17 protein-coding genes and 1 other RNA gene are annotated in these 20,482 nt (G+C 39.3%); all 18 read left to right on the plus strand.

Annotated features, from left to right (window positions below; genetic code table 11):
* Nucleotides 1–11: 11 nt before the first annotated feature.
* Nucleotides 12–1,445, plus strand: a complete 1,434-nt coding sequence (locus DKM50_11540; protein PZM78407.1) for a hypothetical protein — start codon at nucleotides 12–14, stop codon at nucleotides 1,443–1,445.
* A gap of 94 nt (nucleotides 1,446–1,539) precedes the next feature.
* Entirely contained in the window at nucleotides 1,540–2,469 is a 930-nt protein-coding gene (locus tag DKM50_11545) for a hypothetical protein (protein ID PZM78408.1), read from the plus strand.
* Nucleotides 2,453–3,061, plus strand: a complete 609-nt coding sequence (locus DKM50_11550) for a hypothetical protein (protein PZM78409.1) — start codon at nucleotides 2,453–2,455, stop codon at nucleotides 3,059–3,061. Before DKM50_11545 ends, DKM50_11550 begins: the two co-directional genes overlap by 17 nt.
* The gene (locus DKM50_11555; GenBank protein ID PZM78410.1) at nucleotides 3,058–4,602 is read left to right on the plus strand and encodes a hypothetical protein; all 1,545 of its coding nucleotides are present in this window, start codon (nucleotides 3,058–3,060) and stop codon (nucleotides 4,600–4,602) included. Before DKM50_11550 ends, DKM50_11555 begins: the two co-directional genes overlap by 4 nt.
* A 65-nt stretch (nucleotides 4,603–4,667) precedes the next feature.
* Nucleotides 4,668–6,224, plus strand: a complete 1,557-nt coding sequence (locus tag DKM50_11560; GenBank protein ID PZM78411.1) for a hypothetical protein — start codon at nucleotides 4,668–4,670, stop codon at nucleotides 6,222–6,224.
* Nucleotides 6,225–6,241: 17 nt separating this feature from the next.
* The gene (locus DKM50_11565; protein ID PZM78412.1) at nucleotides 6,242–7,003 is read left to right on the plus strand and encodes a hypothetical protein; all 762 of its coding nucleotides are present in this window, start codon (nucleotides 6,242–6,244) and stop codon (nucleotides 7,001–7,003) included.
* Nucleotides 7,004–7,708, plus strand: coding sequence for a glycosyltransferase family 2 protein (locus DKM50_11570; protein PZM78413.1), 705 nt, complete (start codon nucleotides 7,004–7,006; stop codon nucleotides 7,706–7,708).
* A gap of 97 nt (nucleotides 7,709–7,805) precedes the next feature.
* Complete coding sequence (cpaB, locus tag DKM50_11575; GenBank protein ID PZM78414.1) at nucleotides 7,806–8,735, plus strand: Flp pilus assembly protein CpaB; 930 nt, start codon at nucleotides 7,806–7,808, stop codon at nucleotides 8,733–8,735.
* Nucleotides 8,736–8,757: 22 nt separating this feature from the next.
* Nucleotides 8,758–10,830 carry a hypothetical protein gene (locus tag DKM50_11580; protein ID PZM78415.1) on the plus strand — a complete coding sequence of 691 codons (2,073 nt, stop codon included), beginning with the start codon at nucleotides 8,758–8,760 and terminating at the stop codon, nucleotides 10,828–10,830.
* Nucleotides 10,831–10,931: 101 nt separating this feature from the next.
* Nucleotides 10,932–12,122, plus strand: a complete 1,191-nt coding sequence (locus DKM50_11585; GenBank protein ID PZM78416.1) for a hypothetical protein — start codon at nucleotides 10,932–10,934, stop codon at nucleotides 12,120–12,122.
* Between the two features lie 295 nt (nucleotides 12,123–12,417).
* Nucleotides 12,418–13,770 (plus strand): CpaF family protein, encoded by a 1,353-nt coding sequence (locus DKM50_11590; protein ID PZM78443.1) that lies wholly within the window; start codon nucleotides 12,418–12,420, stop codon nucleotides 13,768–13,770.
* 17 nt (nucleotides 13,771–13,787) lie between these two features.
* Nucleotides 13,788–14,753 carry a secretion system protein gene (locus DKM50_11595; GenBank protein PZM78417.1) on the plus strand — a complete coding sequence of 322 codons (966 nt, stop codon included), beginning with the start codon at nucleotides 13,788–13,790 and terminating at the stop codon, nucleotides 14,751–14,753.
* Between the two features lie 22 nt (nucleotides 14,754–14,775).
* Nucleotides 14,776–15,705 (plus strand): hypothetical protein, encoded by a 930-nt coding sequence (locus DKM50_11600; GenBank protein ID PZM78418.1) that lies wholly within the window; start codon nucleotides 14,776–14,778, stop codon nucleotides 15,703–15,705.
* Nucleotides 15,706–15,735: 30 nt separating this feature from the next.
* On the plus strand, nucleotides 15,736–16,839 hold the full coding sequence (locus DKM50_11605; protein PZM78419.1) for a hypothetical protein: 1,104 nt from the start codon (nucleotides 15,736–15,738) through the stop codon (nucleotides 16,837–16,839).
* A 46-nt stretch (nucleotides 16,840–16,885) separates the two neighbouring features.
* The gene (locus tag DKM50_11610) at nucleotides 16,886–17,398 is read left to right on the plus strand and encodes a YqeG family HAD IIIA-type phosphatase (protein ID PZM78420.1); all 513 of its coding nucleotides are present in this window, start codon (nucleotides 16,886–16,888) and stop codon (nucleotides 17,396–17,398) included.
* Between the two features lie 2 nt (nucleotides 17,399–17,400).
* Nucleotides 17,401–17,877, plus strand: coding sequence for a hypothetical protein (locus DKM50_11615; GenBank protein PZM78421.1), 477 nt, complete (start codon nucleotides 17,401–17,403; stop codon nucleotides 17,875–17,877).
* Nucleotides 17,878–18,132: 255 nt separating this feature from the next.
* Nucleotides 18,133–20,196, plus strand: a complete 2,064-nt coding sequence (locus DKM50_11620) for a hypothetical protein (protein PZM78422.1) — start codon at nucleotides 18,133–18,135, stop codon at nucleotides 20,194–20,196.
* 101 nt (nucleotides 20,197–20,297) lie between these two features.
* Nucleotides 20,298–20,473: non-coding RNA, 6S RNA (ssrS, locus tag DKM50_11625), on the plus strand.
* Nucleotides 20,474–20,482: the final 9 nt, after the last annotated feature.

The raw sequence follows: 20,482 nt of genomic DNA on the forward strand, positions 1-20,482 counted from the left end.
AAATTATATAAATGATAAAAAAAATAACCTTAATTAATCCATCGATAGCCCCGGAAGAGATGTACGGTAAGCTTGCCGGAGCAGGCAGCACCGAGCCTAATCTGGGATTGTGTTCCTTAGCTGCTTATCTGAGAGCTCAAGGATACGAACTCAGCATTATCGACGCACAAGTTCAGGAACTTACTACGTTAGCCGTTATTAATGCTCTCGAATTCCAAGCCCCGGACCTTATTGGGATAACCTCTGTAACCCTGGGGATTGATAATGCCGGAAAACTGGCTGATCAGATTAAGCAGCGGTTCCCGGCGGTTCCTCTGATTATCGGCGGTGTTCATGTTACGGCTGTTCCTGAGGAAACACTGACGACCTACTCAGCTTTTGATGTCGGGATCATTGGCGAAGGGGAACTCACCTGCACAGAACTTGTTTCTGCCCTGAGCCAGGGTTTGCCGCTTAATCTAGTTCCCGGAATTATTTATAGAGATAAAAAGGGTTTTGTTAAAACAGAGCCGCGACCTTTTATCAAAAACCTGGATGATTTGCCGATCCCTGCCTGGGACCTGCTTCCTGAACTTACAAAATACTATCATACTCCTGCAACCGCCTGTAATAACAGCCCTTCCTGTTCTCTGGTAACTACTCGCGGCTGCGGTTCAAAATGTACCTTTTGTTTTCAGGGCGCCATGGGCCGAATATGCCGCGGTCATTCGGCTGAACGGATTATTGAGTTGATTTTACATCTTTATAATACTTATGGTATTAGGGATATCCGGATACTTGACGATATTTTTGTGGCTAACCGGGCACGGCTCATCAAGGTGTGCGAGTTACTTATCAGCCTGAAGCTTGATCTGTCATGGTCATGTTATGCAAGGGTTGATACGATTAACGAAGATGTCCTGCGTCTCATGAAAAAAGCCGGCTGCTGGCAAATCTCATATGGTATTGAGAGCGGCTGTCAGGAGATACTGGACCTTGTGAAGAAGAACGTTACACTTGCTCAGATCAGGAACGCTTTGGCGTTAACGAAGAAAGTCGGAATCAGGAGCCTCGGATATTTCATGGTGGGATTCCCCACAGAGACTAAAGCTACGATTGACAGGACGATCAGGTTTGCATGCAGCCTTGAGCTGAATGACTTTAAAATGAACTTTCTTACACCATTCCCAGGTACGGAATTGCATAGTGTTGCTGAACAGTACGGAAGCTTCAATAAAGCCTGGAATAAAATGAATATGTATGTTGAGCCGGCCTTTATCCCTCACGATCTTACGCGAGAAGAGCTTATTGCAGCAAAAAAACGAGCTTTTTTCAGGTTTTATGTGAGGCCGAAAGTTGTGCTGAGCTATCTGTTCGGGATAAGGAACCTGGCTCATATAAAGAAGCTAGCAATAGGTACGTTTTCCTTGCTAAAATATTGGATTCTGCCTGAAAAGATAAAATAAGCGTCTGGGTTTATTAGAAAATGATATTATATTTATAGGTTATGGGCTGTGACCTCTGTAGTATAGGAATTGTCGGATTATAGGGTTGAGTCGAATGGTAGGTAAATATAACGGGCTACTAAGAAAACGTTTGATTTTTGTTGCTAAAGTGGCAATTACTTTTGTTTTTTTTGTCTTTATTTTAAAAAAAGTAGATGTTGTTCATTTGGTGAGCTCGTTTTCTTTTTCCCATCTTCCACTGCTGCTGGTTAGTTTGTGTCTGGTCCCAGTGTACGTGGTGCTGAAAGCCTGGAAATGGCATATCATTGTGTGCAGAAAGAATTCGCATCACTTTTCCATATCTGTTAAGTCCTATATGGCAGGGCTGGTTGGCGGGTTGATAACGCCGGGCCGGTTGGGGGAGGTGTCCCGGGTTTTTTTTCTGCCTCCGGATAAAAGACTGAATTATATTCCCTTGGTATTTTTTGATAAACTGCTTGAGTTAATAGCTGTTATCGTTCTTGCCCTGTACGGAACACGGCATTTCGCTGGCGATATCGTATTTGGAATTATCCTGGCCGGCATTATTCTGCTTATCGCTTTTTTATTTGATAAGAACCTGAGACTGTTTCTTTTCCGGCTTGCCGGCAGGTGCTTTTCCCGAAAAATTATTAAAGAGCAGATCGAGAATATCCGCGATATGCTTCGAGATCAGCCAATGTACAGGTTACTCATGATTACGTTCATTTCATATGCTATTGTAATGGTACAATTTTATCTGTTTGTCAGCTTACACAGTTCTGTTTCTTTGGTGGTGATCTTTCTGGTTGTGCCTATTATGATGCTGTCGAGCGCTGTTCCGTTCACGATTAGCGGGCTGGGAATCCGTGAGGCGGCGGGAATGGTCCTGCTTGCTACGTTTGGTATTCCCTACTATGTAGCGATCCAAGCTTCGCTTCTGTTGTTTTTGTTTGATTCTGTCTTTCCGGCGTGCATTGGCGCAGTTATCTTTTTGAGAGGAAAAAATCATGAGCAAGCCGTATGATTCGAAAAAATACAGATCAAAAAACCTTGTGGCCCAGGCCTTGTTGTTTAATTTTGAAACTAAATTAATCAAACTTATCGAGTCGGTCTCAGTAAAAACACTGCTCGATGCGGGCTGCGGGGAAGGATATTTATTGCGTGTTCTCCATGAAAGATTATTAGCTCCTCCCGAGCTTAACGGATTCGAGCTTGTGCCGGAATTGCTTGAACAAGCGAAAATAAAACTTCCGGCGGCTCAGCTATGGGAAGATAATATCTACGCTTCTACCTGCAAGGATGAGGCCTATGAGCTGGTAGTATGTACCGAAGTGCTCGAACATCTTGAAGATCCGGGAAAGGCCTTGTCGGAGTTGTTCCGTATTTCCAGCCGTTATGTGATCGTGAGTGTTCCTCACGAACCTTTTTTCCGATTGTCTTCTCTGTTGAGAGGAAAATACCTTAAGCAGTTTGGGAACCATCCCGGGCATATCCAGTTATGGGGACGGTCCGGGTTCCTCGATCTAGTAAAGGCGTACGGTACCGTTGTTGCTATAGCTTCACCGTTTCCCTGGACTATGGTGTTGGCTGAGAAATCTCAGTTGGAGTTGAAATGAAATTATTTGCAGATAAATATAATCGTATATTTATGGCGTTATTCGTCGCTTATGTCTTGATTTTCACGGTGTTATCTTTTTTACGGTTTGATACTCATAAGACGTACTTGAATGATCTGGGGAATATGGACCAGGCAGTTTGGTCTACCCTGCATGGTAAGTTTTTACATCAGTCTAATACCGCTGACGGACTTCTTTTAACACGGTTTAATGAACATTTTGATCCTGTTTTGCTCGTTTTTGTACCTTTTTATTTTATCTGGGCTTCTCCCCTCTGGTTGCTGTTTTTCCAGACCCTGGCGATTGCTGTTGGTGCAATTCCGCTCTACCTGTTAGCGAAGAAGCGATTATCCCCTTTTTTTGCAGTCCTTTTGACGGCTTGTTATTTTTTGTATCCGGCATTAGAGAATGCGAACCTTTATGATTTTCATCCGATAGTGCTTGCAGTCCCGGTCATATCTTTTATGATCTGGGCGATAATTGAAGAACGGATGAAACTGTTCTGGATACTAGCCATTCTATTATTGCTCATAAAGGAAGAGATGCCGCTAACCCTTGTCGGCATGGGGATGTATCTGCTGACTAGAAAAAAATATATGCAAGGTTTTGCAGCTGTCTTCCTTGGTGCAATTGCCTTTGTTTTGGTAATGAAAGTGATAATTCCTTCTTTTTCGCCTCTTCATGAGCATCCTCTCCTTGCCGGTGGTTCGAATCTCTATGGTTCAGGGTATGTCTCGCGGTTTGCGTGGCTGGGGACTTCTCTTGGCGAGATTCTCCATACTCTGTTTGCGAGGCCAATGTATGTACTAAAGACACTATGCACCCAAGACCGGGGAAGCTATTTGATGTTCCTTGGCTTTCCTCTAATGCTCCTTCCTTTTTTTACCCCGGTGCTTCTCATCAGTATCCCTACGATTGCTATTAACCTGTTAGATTCGACCGAGATGATGCACAGCCTGTTTTTTTACCATTCTGCAGTTGTTGCACCTGTCTTTTTTTTGGGAGCAGTTATGGTGTTAGAAAAAATCAAATATCGAAAGCCGCAATGGTCTTATCCGGTGTTGACTGGGATTGTAGGTATTTCGCTGATTATTCATTTAACCCAGGGATTGCTTCCCTATTCGGTGGCACCGCTGCGTTATTATTTGCAGGATTTTTATCCTCAGCAGCACTACAAGGAAGTTGCAGTAATAAAAAAAATTATTCCCCCGGATGCTTCTGTCTCGGTCCAGCAAAATCTTGGTATTTACTTTGCTCAACGCCTGGAAATATATCGCTTTCCCTTGAAGGCTGAAAGTGTCGATTATGTTGTTATGGACCTTACAAATAGCTATTATGGAGAGGTGAGCAAAGCACGATTTGATTATATGCTGCTTATCACCAGGCCGCAAATAGCCTGGAAGCTTTTTAGTTTAGTCGATAATAACAGCTATGGCGTTTATTATCATAAGGACGGATACCTGGTATTAAAAAAAGGCTATTATAATATCCATTCTCGACAAATACTGGAAAATATTATAAAAAACTTTTATAAAGCATAAGGATAAAGAACGTTTGGTCTGCAAATTATTTTAAGTATACTGAAAAAATAAGTTAGAATAGAGTTATGGAAAAAAAAGAAATACCCTTTATCTCAAGATTATTTTTACCTTCGATTTTTGATTTGATCGTGGTTCTTGTTTTTGTCATTATGTTTATGGCCCATCAGACAATGAAGGATTTTGACATGTGGTGGCACTTAAGGACAGGACAGGTCTTGCTTCAAGGCATATTCCCTACTACGGATATTTTTTCTTTTACTGCTTATGGCAAACCTTGGATTCTCCATGAATGGGGAAGTGAAGTGATTTTTTACCTCCTCAATAAAACGTTTGGAGCCGGAAGCATCATGCTGCTCAGGGCATTGCTGGCGGCATTTAGCCTGGGTATGGTTTTTAAGATTATGATGAGGAAAAGGATTGATATTTTTGTTGCTCTTTTTCTCACTATTATAACCTTGTTCGCTACTTCAAAAATATGGGGTGAGAGGCCTCATTTGTTTACTGTCCTGTTTTTGACGTTTCTAATATACCTGTATAACGAATATAAGTACTATAACAACAATAAAGTATTGCTTGTATTGCCGGTCCTTTTTATTGTCTGGATAAATCTGCATGGCGGGTATGTTATCGGCTTTATTTACTTGGGGGCCTGTATCGCTGCCGAAACCTTTAATAACCTTTTTCAATTTAATAAGGACGATGTATTTCCCCAATCCCGGATCAATCGTCTGATAGGGATTACGGCATTGTCTTTTCTCTGTACGTTTATCAATCCTAACACATATAGGGGTGTTCTTTATCCCTTGCTTTATGTCGGGGATAAAATGCCTGATTTTCATAAAATTATTCAGGAATGGATGGTCTCTTCCTGGGAAAACAGCAAGGATTTTGTTCTGGTATTCCTGTTTGTTATTTCTATGCTGTCTCTTTCATCGATCAGACCAAAGCTTGATGAACTCGCTCTGATCCTGGTCTTTGGCTATTTTGCGTTTTCGGCTCAGCGGCATGTTCCCTTGTTTGTTATCGTTGTCTTGCCGATTATTGCTCCCCAGGTCCAAGGGACGATGGCTCATTTTTTTGATAGCTTTTTTCAGGTTGCTCCGCACAAAGGGAAGCAGACAATTCAGAAAATAATCAATTATTTTAAGGACCGGTCGGATAATTTTGTTTGCCTGGAAGAAAAGCTAAGTATCCATGGGACTCTTGTTGTTTTTATCGCAATTGTGTCTTTTTTTGTTTTAAGCGGTAAGTTAGATAAACCCTTAGGTATCGGTATTGATAAAACAGTCTATCCTTATGAAGTCGTCGACTATTTGAAAACCAAGAAACTCAATGGAAATATGTTCAATCAGTATCGTTGGGGTGGGTATCTGATTTGGGAATTACCGGATAATAAGGTGTTTATTGATGGCCGGCTGGATATTTTTCAAAAGAAGGGGATGGATGAGTATTACAAAGTGATGGGTCTTCAAAATGGATGGGAAGAGGTTTTGAAAAAGTATAATATTAACTATATACTCGTTGATAAAGAGCAAACTATATCAAAATTTTTGCTCAGAGTAAGCAATGATTGGTTCCTGGAGAAAGAAGATAAAAAAGCCCTGCTTTTTTCGCGAAAATAATTAACAGGTAAAATGCTGTGGATGATAAAGAAATCCGACATATGAGACGTGTTGAGGATGATCATTGGTGGTTTCGGGCAAAGGATGAGTTTATTCTTCACAAGCTTATTCCTTTTAAACAATTGTCTGGCAACGTCTTGGACATGGGCTGTGGTACGGGAAGATTTTTGCATGTTCTTGAAACGTGTTTTTCTAATCATTTTAGCGATTATCAGCTTTTTGGCCTCGACATGTCCGATGCCTCGATCAATTATGCATCGGATCATTCGAAAGCCCTTATTGTAAAAGGGAATGCTGCTGTTACCGGATTCGCTGACAATTTTTTTTCTTTAGTGGTCACCTCAGATGTGCTTGAGCATCTTGAGGATGACGGAGCCGGGTTGAAAGAGATCTTTCGGATACTTTCACCAGGAGGTTATGTGGTGGTAACTGTGCCCGCATACCAGTGGTTATGGTCGGGTCATGACAAAGCTTTGTCTCATAAGCGAAGATATACCGGCACCTCACTTTCCTTTGCTATGAAAAAAAGTGGTTTTGCTCTTAAAAAGCTTGGATATTATTATGGGATACTATTTCCTTTGCTGCTCGTACTCAGATCATTTATAATAATAAAAGAAAAGATAACTGCTTTTAAAGAGAAAAATGGTACGTATATCGACCAGGTACTCCCTCCGTCAGTGATAAATAAGTTGCTGTACCGGGTGTGTGTTTTTGAGAGAGAATTCTGCGCAGTGCCTTTTGGCAGTACAGTTTATGCCGTTGCGCAAAAGGAAAAATAAATGAAGTTATCGATCGTAATTCCCACATACAATGAAGAATTGCGGATAGGTGCTACTATCAAAAAAGTAGTTTCCTATTTGAGCCGGACCACAATGGATGCAGAAATTATTGTTGTTGATGACGGCTCGATTGATGGGACTGTCGGCATTGTTTCTCTGCAATGCGATCCGGAGATTCCCATAATTATTCTTACTCAGGAAAAAAACAGCGGTAAGGGTGCTGCTGTCAGACGCGGTATGTTGCAAGCTGTAGGAGACCTGGTATTGTTTTCCGATGCTGACCTCTCTACCCCGATAGAAGAACTTGACCGATTTTTAGTTGAGATACAAAATGGCTGTGATATTGTTATTGGTTCCCGAGGCCTTGATTCTTCCCTTTTGGAAATCAGGCAGCCTTTTTATCGACAGCTTATGGGGAAAACCTTTAACAAACTTGTCCAATTACTCGTTTTTTCAGGGATTCAAGATACGCAGTGCGGGTTTAAATTATTCACTCGTAAAGCAGTGCTGGCATTATTTCCTAAACAGAGAATTATAAGCTTCGCTTTTGATGTTGAGATTCTGTATCTGGCAAGAAAGATGGGCTTTTGCATCAAAGAAGTACCTGTAACGTGGCGAAATGAAAAACATAGCCGCGTAAAAATTGTTAAGGATTCTCTCAAAATGCTCTTGTCTTTGCTTATAATTAAGACTACTCATAGATAAATAGCTTTATGTTAATAAGAAATATTCATTTGCCTTGTTATATTTATTAACTGTATGATAAAATTTTAAGTAAAGTCTAAGGTGGTGGAATGCTCTATTGGTTAACAAGAAGTTTTTGATTTTAGCTGTAATATTAGGTTTAATCACAACATTAGCAGTAAACCTTTATATAAAAAAACAAGTGAAAAATGTTAAGGAAGATATCCCTCAATTCCCGGTTGTTGTTGCTGCCATTAACATTAAGTCACGGGATGTTATCGTTGAGCAGATGGTTAGCCTCAAGTATCTTCCTAAGGAATATATTTTGCCGGATGCCGTTACTGTTACAAAAGATGCGATTGGCAAGGTAAATTCTTCGGTATTGATACCCGGTGAGCAACTTTTAAAATCAAAAATAAAAGAAAAAGGCTCATCGCTGGGACTATCTTTTAAAATTCCTCCGAATAAACGTGCTGTTTCGGTAAGAGTAGCTTCGGATGCCGGGATTGCAGGATTGATCCAGCCAGGAGATCTTGTTGATGTTCTTGTTACCTTCGAAGGGCTTGCGGGAGATGCTGGCGGTCCTCAAACAAGAACAATAACCGTATTGCAACAAGTAGAAATACTTGCCATAGATCAAACAACAGAATTTGTAGGCGATGAGAAGGATAAATCATCCGGGTATTCCGGAAATGCGGTAGTTACGTTTGCATTGTCTCTTGATGAAGCCGAAAGGTTGACATTGGCAAATGAAAAAGGCCGGCTTTCTTTGGCGCTACGGTCTTTTAACGATAAAGAGAATGTATATTCTCGCGGGGCAAACCTTAGCGAAGTTATCAGTGCTGGTACCGGAGGGTCTTCCCGGATATCAACACGGTCGACGGAGGACGTTGCAAGATTACTTAATTCATCGAACCAGCCTGTTTATAAACAACTACGAAAACCTGCGTCAAAGCCAGTCAGCCTCAAGGATTCGAACAAGAAAAAATATAAGGTAGAAGTCATAAAAGGTACGCAACAGAATGTTGTTATTTGGGATAATCCTTAAGATTGGAGGAAATAATTAACTCTTGATATCACGAATTGTCAGATATTTTTTATTATTTATTACCTTTATTATTTTAGGGTCAGCATTTGCTTACTGTGAAGATAACCCTGCTGTCTCAAAAAGAATCGCGTCTGATTTTGATGAGATCATGAAAGAAAATCTAATCTTTCAAGCAGTGAACCAAAAAGAGTACTTCTCCCCTTCAATAAAAGTGTTACAGGCTATGCTTGAGGAACTCGACGATAATCAAGGAGCTAAGTTTGTGACCCGTAACTATCTTACCCAGGGAGTTTTTGATTCGAGGACTAAGCAGGTTATATCAGCCTTTCAGATTGAATCTATGGGCATCAGCCCGGGAAAAGAGTTCATCGGTAATTTCGGAAGTACTACGCTTCAAGAACTTCGTCGCGTGCTTCGGTTCCAGAATAAAGCAGATGATATTATATCCTATATGAATAAAGCCGGTTTTGTTGTGGCAACCGATGATATTAAAACTTCCATCGAAGCAAACCCAGCCAGTTTCCCTGGTGTTCAGAGTAAATCTGCCGGTGAGGTTTCTGCGAACAATGACAGTGCGGGTAATCTTTCCCCTATAATAAAAAAAGTTGTGACGACTAAGCATGTAATACAACCGGGAGAGACCTTAAATTCTATAGCAGAAAAATATGAGATTCTACTTGATGCTTTGATTAAAGATAATGAAATAGCCAACCCAAAAAAAATCTATCCGGGACAGGCATTGCTTATTAAGAAAATGATAGAGTTCGTTCCTGAATCCGCTATAACCCGGAGTGAAGTGCCTAAAAGCAACGAACTTAAACCGGATACAGTCAACAGGCAGCCGGCAGCAGTTGATGAAGACCTAGATACTCCTGCTCAAAAGAATAACCTGGATGAATCGCAAGCTTCTGCCCGCAAAAACACTCCTCCGGTGGAACGCATTGTACAGGGATACCTGCTTGAGGGAATCAAGAGTATTGATAAGAATAGCAAAGAAATATTACTGGCTCTTGGAGAAACCAGGATATTTAAGAATGTTTCTGATATAAAGAAGGTCGCGCTTGGAAGCTCTGATGTTGCAGATACCCTATTGCTTGACCCCAGGCAAATACTTGTTAATGCAAAGAATATCGGCAATACAACGATGACGATATGGGATGATAAAGGGAAGCAGGAGCTTTATTATATTATTGTTTCTAAAAAATCGGCAGTCGTTCAGGCTAAAGTATTCAAACTTAAAAATCTTAAGCTGAAGAGCCCGAGTGCCGCTGGTGAAGTTGGCGTAAGGGTTAGTGTGGTCGAGGCTTTAAATATAATACTGAAAAGTATTCTGGACGAGAAAAATTATGCGGTATTTATTGATCTCAATACAATTGCAGTCCAGGGGACGACTGATGAATTAAGAAGAATTCAAGATGTCCTTGAGAAAATAGATACGCCAATAGAGCAGATACTTATTACTGCTAAAGTTGCTGAAGTAGATAAAGATTATAGTAATAGCCTTAAAGCGCTTAGTGAAGCAAATGGAAATAATCTTACAGGGAAGTTTTCCGAGACCGAGGGTGGCGTATTTACTTACACTTTAGGTTCGATTTATAATACTATTTTTGCCCAGCAAATGACTGCATTGATAACTGATGGAAGAGCCAAAATGCTGGCTACGCCGAAGATTTTGGTTCAGAGCGGTGAAGTTTCTAGAATCAATGTCGGTGAAAGTGTTCCTTTTATTCAGTATGTTGATGGGAAATCTGCTATTACTTATATTGAGTCCGGGGTTATCGGGACGGTATTTCCGCAGACTAACTTCAATGGGACGATTACAACGTATGTCCAATTCGAGGTGTCGAATCTGACTGCAGAGCGTTATCAAGGATATCCCTCCGTTCAGAAACGCAAGACCAGCACGGTAATGACCGTAAAAGACGGCGAAACAATTGTTATCGCCGGCCTGGTAAAAGAGGAAAAGACTGAGTCGGTTTATAAGGTGCCTCTTTTAGGTGATATACCTTTTATCGGAGAGTTGTTTAAGTCGACATCGAAAAAGACTAGAGATATTGAATTGATTATTACGTTAACGCAACATATTATTAAATAAAGTAAAGATACTTTTTGAATTTGTGCCTCTTTTGCTGCTTTGGTGGAAGAGGTGGTATGATATTGAAATAAAATAATGCGGTATGCTTATTACAGGTTACCATGAAAATAGTTATTGCTAATAAAGAACATGAAAATATTGACGATATTAAAAAGTTGTTGCCTCCTTTTGTAACGATAATAGGTGCTGTTACTTGCTACGAAGAATTGAAAGAGATCGTTATCACCCGTCGGCCTGATGTTGTATTGTTTAATATGAATATGGCTCAGGATTTTATTGCTGATCCGATGATTGATTGTCCCTATATATTAGCAGTTGCAGATATTCCTAATCCGGAGTACTTGAGATTGGGTGTTGAGATCAGAGCAAGAGATCTCTTGATCAAACCATTTCATGCCGAGAGATTAAATGATGCAATCAATAAATCTGTTGGGTTTATAGAAAAAGATCGAAGAGATAAACAAAAAAATGATGAAGGTTCCAAAGTACAGAATTCAAAAATAATCTCATTTTTCAGCACTCAGGGTGGTGTCGGGCAGACTGTTATGGCGGTCAATTTGGCTATTGATTTGAAACGAGTGACCAATGGCAGCGTTGTTGTTGTTGATGGAAATGCATTGTTCGGGAGTGTGCCGATTGTGCTTGATCTCTACAATGAAAGATCAATGACTGATATTGTAGCGTCTAATTCGCAATCAGATATTGAATTTATCGAAAGTATGCTGTTAAGTCATTCGAGCGGTGTAAAAATCCTGCCTGGGCCGCATGAAGATCTTACCATGAAAGTTTCTGATTTGATCACCATACTTAATACACTAAAAACAGCATATAATTATGTTATTCTTGATTTGAAAAAAATGTTTGTTGAGCAAACTATTGATATCCTGGATATCTCAGATATCATATTTGTGCTTATGTCACTTAATATTCCATGTATAAGAAATACCAATATAAGTCTGAACAAAATGCGAGCGCTTTATTATTCTCCTGAGAAAATCAAAATAATTGTTAATGAATTCAATAGTAGCAGTGAGATTGAGATCAAAGACGTTGAATCCCATCTTAATTGGACTTCCAGCGGGCATATACCGTATGACAAGAATGTTGTGCTGCAATCGATCAATGAAGGGAAACCGTTTGTGCTTCATCAACCGGGTACTGCTATAACTGCCGCAATAAGGAATCTGAGCTATGTTGTCGAACCTTCGTTCCAGAAAGATGTGCCATCCGGGTCCAAAGGTACGGATAAATCTGATGAAAAAAAAGGTTTATTCAAATGGTTAAAGAAATAACGGAGGTTTTTTTATGTCTTTGTTAGATCGTTTATCAAAAGATAAGAGTAATAAAGAAGATGCTATCCCCAAACCTGTTTCCGACGATCATGATAAATTCAAGAGTGCTTTTTTTGCTCAAGAGAAATCATTCGCACCTGAATCAGCGTCACCTCAGGTTCATTCTAAAGCATACTATCCTAATGATGTTTCTATCGAGTCAACACTTGCCAGAATAACGAAACCAGAGACCGAGAGACCGGAGCTTCAGATTCAGTCAGCAGTTTCAGCAACGCCGGAAGTGAAGCCCGATGTGATGTCTGCAAATAGTGAAGATGAGAAAAGAAAAACCAAGCTCGATATGAGGCAGCGCTACGCTTTTCTTGATAGAGTAATAGAAATCCATAAGAAACTCATAAAAGAAGGGGAGTTAAGTATTACTGAAGAACAACTAACCTCTAAGGACCCGGCTGAAAGAGAGCAGATTAAGAAAGATGTTGAAAAAGAAGTAATGAAGATCCTTGAAAAAGAAGAACAGAACACCTATATGTCGAGGACTGAAAAACTGGATTTAACTCGTGCAGTCATTGATGAGACTATCGGTTTGGGGCCCCTTGAGAAGATAATTCAAGATGAGGGGATTTCTGAGATAATGGTTAATGGTCCTCATCAGACTTATGTTGAATACAAAGGAAAATTGACTCTCAGTGATGTTGTTTTTAAGGATAACGAACATGTGAAGAGGATAATTGACCGGATTGTCGGGCAAGTCGGCAGAAGAATCGATGAGGGTATGCCGATGGTTGACGCGCGACTACTTGATGGGTCTCGTGTTAACGCAATTATTCCGCCGCTTGCTCTCAAAGGACCTACCATTACTATTCGGAAATTTTCCTCAAAACCCTTGCAGGTTAGCGATCTTGTTAAATATGGATCAATGACTGAATCGATGGGAAAATTTTTAAAAGCTTGTGTTGAAGGTCATTTGAATATCATTGTATCCGGAGGTACGGGGAGCGGAAAAACTACCTTGCTTAATGTTCTGTCTTCATTTATTCCGGAAGAAGACCGGATTATTACTGTTGAGGATTCTGCAGAATTACAACTTCAGCAGGATCACGTGGTGACGCTGGAAACGCGTCCGCCGAACATGGAGGGTAAGGGCGAAGTGAGTATTCGGGATTTGATAAAGAACTGTTTACGTATGAGGCCGGAGCGGATTGTTGTTGGAGAAGTCCGAGGCGGAGAAGCCCTTGATATGCTTCAAGCGATGAATACCGGACATGATGGTTCGCTTACAACAGGCCATGCAAACAAACCTAGAGATATGATAGCTCGGCTTGAGACTATGGTTATGATGTCCGGAATGGATATGCCTGTTAAAGCTATACGGCAGCAGATAGCTTCCGCTTTCCATCTCATTGTCCAGCAGTCAAGGCTGCAAGATGGCACCCGAAAAGTTATTGAGATTACCGAAGTAACAGGTATGGAAGGGGATATCGTTACTATGCAGCCTATATTTCGTTTCGTTCAAACGGGAATAGAACCTCAAACTAGAAAAGTTATCGGACGTTTTGAGGCGACGGGCGTTGTTCCCACCTTCTACGAAAAGTTTGAAGCCAAAGGATTAGATATCGACAGAGCTATATTTGATCCTTACGCGCATTAGAAAAACGGGTGAAATAATTGTTTATTATTACGCTTATTATCTTTCTTTCCGTTACTATTCTGGTTGTTTCTATCTCTGTTGCAGTTAGGTCACAGGAAATTTCTGCGAGAAAAGATGTCCAAGAGCGACTGAAATATATCGGACAGAATCGTCCTTCGGAGGCACAAAAAGAGAAGAATTTTCTTGTGCAGGCTGTTGATGGCTATCAAAGCTTGGTTAATAAATATCTTCCTAAGGATTATTCTGATAAACTGGAAAAGCTTCTTGATAAAGCCGATCTCGATATTTCCGTTACTGAGATCGTTGCTTTGCATATCATGGGATATCTGATTATCGCAACAATTTTTTTTATTCTTACAAAAGTTATTATCATTAGCCTTCTTTTTGGGGGGATCGGTTTATGTTTCCCTCTTTTATTTATCAGGATGAAAATTAAAAAACGTAATAAGCAGTTTAATGATCTGCTGGTTGATACGTCGACGTTAATTGCAAATATCCTGAAGGCAGGATTCGGTTTGAGGCAAGCGTTGCAGGTTATTGCTGAAGAGATGGCGTCACCGGTACGAGAAGAGTTTTCAAAAGTACTTCAAGAAGTCCAGTATGGTTTAGGACTTGAAGAAGCTTTGACCAATTTAACGAAAAGAGTTGATAGTAAGGACCTTGATCTTCTTGTTACGGCTATCTTGATACAATTAGAGATCGGTGGTAATTTATCTGAGATACTAGAAAAAATAGCTGAAACCATCCGGGACCGCATAAAAATAATTGGTGAAGTAAATGCTTTAACCGCACAAGGGAAAATGTCCGGCATTATGGTTGGCGCGCTTCCTTGGCTTATTGCGCTTTTTGTCTATTTTTTCAATCCGGATTATATTTCGCTGTTATGGACAACATTTCCGGGAATGGTAATATTAGGTTGCGCTTTGGTACTACTTGCTATAGGCGCAGGAACTATTTCGATATTGGTAAAAATTGAATTTTAACTGATAAGAAGGCGTTTTGACTATGCTAATAATTATTTTAGTTCTTATTATTATTACTGTCCTCGTTTTTGTGATGGCATTTAACGCACCCAAAAAAAACATTGAGATTAAAAGCCGGATCCAATTCGCAACTGCCTCGGAGCATAAGAAAGTACTTGATAAAGATAGAAAAAAACCGCAGAAAGAGCGACTTCAGAAGGGGACCAGCCCTTTACTTGTCTTATTAGGCAAGCAACTCGGCGAAAAGATGCGTGCTTTTTTGCCTGCAGAAATATTTGACCGATACGGCAGAAAGCTTGTAACTGCCGGTATGGAAATGAAAGTTTCGGAATTGTTGGCGATGAAAATATTTTTAGGGTTGATTTTTCTTTTTGTAGGCGGGCTGCTAATTGTTATGAAAGGGGGAGGATTTCAGGGGAAGTCTCTTCTGACTATGGTTGGCGCTTGTTTGTTTGGGTTCTTTTTGCCGGATTTGCAGATTAAGCAAAATACTCAAAAACGTCATGATGAAGTAGAAAAATCGTTGCCGTTTACCCTTGACCTTCTGAAGATCTGCGTTGAGGCAGGGCTTGATCTTAATAGCGCTTTTTCCCGAGTTGTAGCGAAAACTACGGGTCCGCTATCCGAGGAGCTCGGGCGTATGGCTTACGAAATACGTATGGGGAAAAATCGGGCAACTGCGATGGTTGATTTGGGGAAGAGGGTCAATCAGCCGGACCTAACGTCTTTTATTACTATTGTCGTACAGGGTGAGAAGACTGGTATGAGCATGGGAAAGATATTGTCGCTTCAATCAGAGCAGATACGTATCAAACGATCTCAGCGAGTCAGGGAGAAGGCTGCAAAGATTCCGGTAAAAATGATGATCCCGATGGTTTTGTTCATTCTTCCTGCTATGTTTATGATCCTTTTAGGACCGGCAGTAATTATGATGATAAAAAATTTTAGTTAGAAATAAATGTATTCGGAAAAGAGGAGAAATATGAGAAGTTTTATAAAAATAACCTTAATTATCAATGTCCTGGCGTTGTGGTTGCTTTCTTGTGCTGTTAGTGCGGCAACGGATGTAAAGAAGAATGTTCAAATAGCTGAAAGTCCTGTGGTTGCTAATGATCTACAGGTGGAAGTTAAGGAAGATCCAACTCTAAGTAATATGCCTAAAATAATAGGAATTACCGATAAAATAGTTAATTGTCAACTTGTTAACGATGAAGATATTGATTATCTGGATAGCCTGTACAGAAGGGGCCAGGCTAAAGAACAGCATAGTATCTATACTACTGCTATCAGTAATTATCAGGACCTTCTTAAATATGCCTTTGATTTGCTGAGCAAGAATAAGAAAATAAGCGAAAACAAGATGCATAGCATTATGCCTTATGTCATCAGTGCTTCTTATCGTATCGGTATCGTTACCAACAAGTCGATAAAAGGTAATATGCTAAATCTTTATGATCAACTTGAGATGTATAAAAGTGCCAATGATATGATCAATCAATCAATATCTCTTATTGCTGATTATAAATATGAGAAACGCATCAGAATATCAAAATCACTTTATGGAATGCTTTATTATGCCCGTGGTTATAATAAAATTGCTTTAGCCAAGGCACTTCTTGCCGGGAATATCTGGAAAAAGTACACGATCTATCCTCCTTCGGACATTATCGCGCTTATCACCTCTGGAGTTAACGATATTGGTATTATGCTCGAATTCTGTAGCTTAACTAAAGATTCGCTCCTTATGGTGAACGGGTTGAGTGCTTCTGTGAACACAAATGCCGAATGGGAGTCCCTGGTTGATAATTATCTCGTTAAATATTTATTATTTATAAACACAATAAATTATGAACTAAAAACAATTCAATTAAGTTATTATACTGCTGATAAAAATTATATAAAGGAAGTTGTTAAAAAGAGAGTTGTGAATAGCGTTTATCCATTGCTTGATTACTATAATTCTAAAAATGTTCAAAATGTATTGAATTCTTCTAAGAACATTAATTCCATAGATGATATTACTTTGATTTCACCGGAATTATTTAATGTTGTAAACAAAATATTTGATATAACACAGAATATTTAAGTTTAGCTGAGTATTATTTCGCCTGTAAATTAAATGGGAGTAGCCGATGTTGTTAAAAAAAATGAAAGAATATGTTACCCCGGATGATATATTTGATTCTGTTTGTGATATTACTGTTGAATATCTACAAAATCATTTTATAGAAGGTGTAGTTCTGGATTTAGACAATACACTTGTTCCCCGATCTGAAGATGTACCTTCATTACAATGCTTGAGCTGGGTTGAAGATTTGAAATCTGCGGGTATTAGATTATGCATCGCCACAAATAATTCTAATAAGAATAGAGTTATAAAAGTCTCAAATTATCTTGATATCCCTGCAGTATGCCGAATGTATAAACCTTTACCCTATCTCATGAGAAAAGTGCTCGCTGATTTGATCCGTTTGCCGGCTGAGAAAGTCCTGATGGTGGGTGATCAGCATTTTTCTGATATTATTGGTGGCAATCTTGTTGGTATGAGGACGGTTTATATTGCGCCACTAGAGTTTGAGGCAATGTATTTTAGGAAATTGTTGCTCGATATGGATAAAAATCTTTATGAATTTTTTCAGGAATAATTATGGATGCTTTTAACTTTAAGGTTTTGGATCGATTATTCAGCTTGGGAAAGAACATCCGGTGCATCGCTTTCCTTATGGTTTTGCTTAATGGCCTATCATATGCCGAGGTTTTGCATATTTCATATGATGGCAAACCTATTGAGTATTATAATAAAGAGACAAAAAAGTACTTTGTAATTGTGAATAATTCCAGTCATGAAGAAAATGTTTCGATAAATATTAATGATTTTAATCAAAATAACGGGACATTTGAATTGTCAGCTAAAAATTGGAGCTATGTATCAACTTCTAATCTAATAATTCCGGCTTATACTAAAAAAACCTTTAATATAGAAATTTGTCCCTATCCTTTTTTATCAAATAAAGAATACTACGCCACGGTAATTGTTTCCAACAATAATACACAAACATTTTTTCCGGTAATTGTCCTTATGAAAAAAGATGAGAATGCAAATAATGAAGAAGATAATTACTGAATTATTTCGTAAAAAGTTTACAAAACGATTTAACAATTCCTCCGATTTTTTCAAAAAGCTTGTACTGCGGACCCAAATTAATTCTCATTGAGAAATCAAAAGAGTTTTCCAGATTAAAAAAAAAGTTGCATATTTGTCGGATTGTTATGATAATTACATGTAGGACATCTTCTTTTCTATCGATAGCTACAATAAATGATAGATCGACTGCGGAGTCTATTATAGATTCTTTATGAATTATCCGGGAGGTTTATAGTGAATATTGTTTGCCAGTTTAGGAATATGAGTGTATCTAACAAATTCAAGACATTATTTTTCCCTATTATACTAATATCTTTAATTTATATATTTACTTTCTTTTTAACGGTAAGCCAGACTATGAAGTCTATAAGCTTTATGAAAGAAAGAGCTTTTCTCGGTGCAACTTATGCTAAAGAAATAGAACTTTCAATTATTCATATTCAGCATTGGCTGGTAAATATTAGTGCCACCCGTGGAAAAGACGGTCTTGATGAAGGTTTTAAGAAGGCAGTAGAAGCTGCTAAATGTGTCACTGAATATCTTTCAAAATATGAAGAGCTAGCTAAAAATGAGCCTGATACTTTGAAACAACTTGTAGAGATAAAGAAAAAATTTGCGCCATATTATTCAATGGGGACGTCAATGGCTCAAATTTATGTAGATCTTGGACCGGATGTCGGTAACATTTATATGGCAGAATTTAATAAGAATGCTGCTGATTTGACTATTGCTTTGAATAAGTTAGGGTCTGAGAGCCAGGAGCTTTATAATAAGACGGTTAATGATCTGGAAGAATATAGCCGGAACCGAATAACTCTTGTCACTGCTTTTAGTATTATTATCATCGGTTTTGTTTTGTTTGCATATTTTGTACTCAATAGAACTATCATAAAACAAATTAAGAAAACTTCGCATGTTCTGAAGGACATATTGGAAGGGCAGCGAGATTTTACTCAAAGGATAGAAGTTGATCGAATAGATGAGTTGGGTGAAATGGCGAAACATGTTAACAACTTTTTTAGCTATATGCAAGGGATACTAACTGAGGTAAAAGAAAGTTCTGTTAAAGTTAAGAACTTTTCTTCAGATCTTTCTTCCATAGCCTCAGGGAGTGTAGTAGGGATTTCACACATAAATACAGCTATGGGTGAGGTTGTAAAAGGTACGACTTCCCAGTCCAAAAATATTCAGGACGCAACAATTTCTCTTGATGAGCTGACGATAATGATTGCTAAGATTGCAAGTGGAGCGGAAGAGCAGAATCTTAATTCAGAAAAAACAATGAGCGTTGCGAAGCAATCAAATGAAGCGATGATTGAGATTTCTACCTTCGCAACTAATCAAGCTGCAAGCGTTGAGAAGGTCATGGTTATAGTCTCTGAAATGACAAGAGCCCTAGGTCAGGCGGCGAATGATACCTCAAAGGCAGCTGCAAATTCCAAGCAGACAAGGGATATCGCCTTGAACGGTGAACAGATACTCGCAGAGACTGTTGATGGTATGGATAGAATAAAAGAAAAAGTCTTAATTGCTGCTGATAAAATTACTGAACTTGGTAAGAATTCAATGAAGATTGGCGAAATTATTGATGTTATTGACGATATTGCAGGACAAACGAATTTATTGGCCCTTAATGCTGCGATCGAAGCAGCTCGAGCGGGTGAGCATGGCCGGGGCTTTGCTGTTGTTGCTGATGAAGTGAGAAAGCTTGCTGAGAAATCAAGTAAAGCAACAAAAGAGATTGCTATCTTGATTAAGAGCATACAGGAAGCTACAGACATTGCTGTTAACTTTATGAATGAGGGAACGTCTGAAGTCCATTCGGGTGCTCTCCTTGTAAATCAGACACGTCAAGCGATGGTAAGCATAATTAATGCGGTAAGGGATACTGTGAGCCAGATTGAAAGTATTTCTGCGGCTACAGAGCAAATGGCTGCTTCATCTAACGAAGTTGCTCAAAATGTTAAAAACCTTTCGGAGATGGCTGGAAGCAGTACTGCTTCTGTGGAAGAGGTTGCCGCCTCATCAGAGGGAGTTGTCCAATCTATATTAACTGTATATAAAATTGCTAAAGATAGTGCCTCTATTTCTGAAGAAATGGTGAAAAAGATGGGGAATTTTTCTGGCCAGATTCTATCAATCCTTTCTGTGGCGGAAGATAATTCTTCGATCGCCGAAGAAACAACGGCGTCGACTGAAGAAATTACTTCATCAGTTAACATGATCAAGGAATCTGCGAATGACGTGGCGGACTTGGCGGTAAAACTTCATGATAGTATCTCTCAGTTTAAGATGTAAAATGGTGATTCGATTGTCTTGTATTTATCGCTGAGATAATAGATATCTGCTTATATGTTTTTATTGAAAAAACAAATTGTAAGTGTTATAATCTTTTTTATAAAACCCGACTGTGTACGTGATGTGTATTTGCGTTGAGCCAACACATTGATGAAGGGTGGTAATTGCCATCTAAAGCTGTGGCTCTGATGGGGTTACCTGCAATCTAGCATTGCTAGAACCCACCTTGGCATTAGGGTTCATATGCCTATCCAACACACGGCACGGTGGGGTTTATTATTGCCTA

This window comes from Candidatus Margulisiibacteriota bacterium (assembly GCA_003242895.1).
Lineage (GTDB): Bacteria > Margulisbacteria > Riflemargulisbacteria > GWF2-39-127 > GWF2-39-127 > GWF2-39-127.

What these genes read in the sequence shown, in the direction of transcription:
- DKM50_11545 (PZM78408.1), top strand. Translation starts at nt 1,540, where the DNA reads ATGGTAGGTAAATATAACGGGCTACTAAGAAAACGTTTGATTTTTGTT.
- DKM50_11605 (PZM78419.1), top strand. Translation starts at nt 15,736, where the DNA reads ATGAGAAGTTTTATAAAAATAACCTTAATTATCAATGTCCTGGCGTTG.
- DKM50_11585 (PZM78416.1), top strand. Translation starts at nt 10,932, where the DNA reads ATGAAAATAGTTATTGCTAATAAAGAACATGAAAATATTGACGATATT.
- DKM50_11540 (PZM78407.1), top strand. Translation starts at nt 12, where the DNA reads ATGATAAAAAAAATAACCTTAATTAATCCATCGATAGCCCCGGAAGAG.
- DKM50_11555 (PZM78410.1), top strand. Translation starts at nt 3,058, where the DNA reads ATGAAATTATTTGCAGATAAATATAATCGTATATTTATGGCGTTATTC.
- DKM50_11550 (PZM78409.1), top strand. Translation starts at nt 2,453, where the DNA reads ATGAGCAAGCCGTATGATTCGAAAAAATACAGATCAAAAAACCTTGTG.
- DKM50_11570 (PZM78413.1), top strand. Translation starts at nt 7,004, where the DNA reads ATGAAGTTATCGATCGTAATTCCCACATACAATGAAGAATTGCGGATA.
- DKM50_11615 (PZM78421.1), top strand. Translation starts at nt 17,401, where the DNA reads ATGGATGCTTTTAACTTTAAGGTTTTGGATCGATTATTCAGCTTGGGA.
- DKM50_11610 (PZM78420.1), top strand. Translation starts at nt 16,886, where the DNA reads ATGTTGTTAAAAAAAATGAAAGAATATGTTACCCCGGATGATATATTT.
- DKM50_11600 (PZM78418.1), top strand. Translation starts at nt 14,776, where the DNA reads ATGCTAATAATTATTTTAGTTCTTATTATTATTACTGTCCTCGTTTTT.
- DKM50_11590 (PZM78443.1), top strand. Translation starts at nt 12,418, where the DNA reads ATGTCTGCAAATAGTGAAGATGAGAAAAGAAAAACCAAGCTCGATATG.
- DKM50_11560 (PZM78411.1), top strand. Translation starts at nt 4,668, where the DNA reads ATGGAAAAAAAAGAAATACCCTTTATCTCAAGATTATTTTTACCTTCG.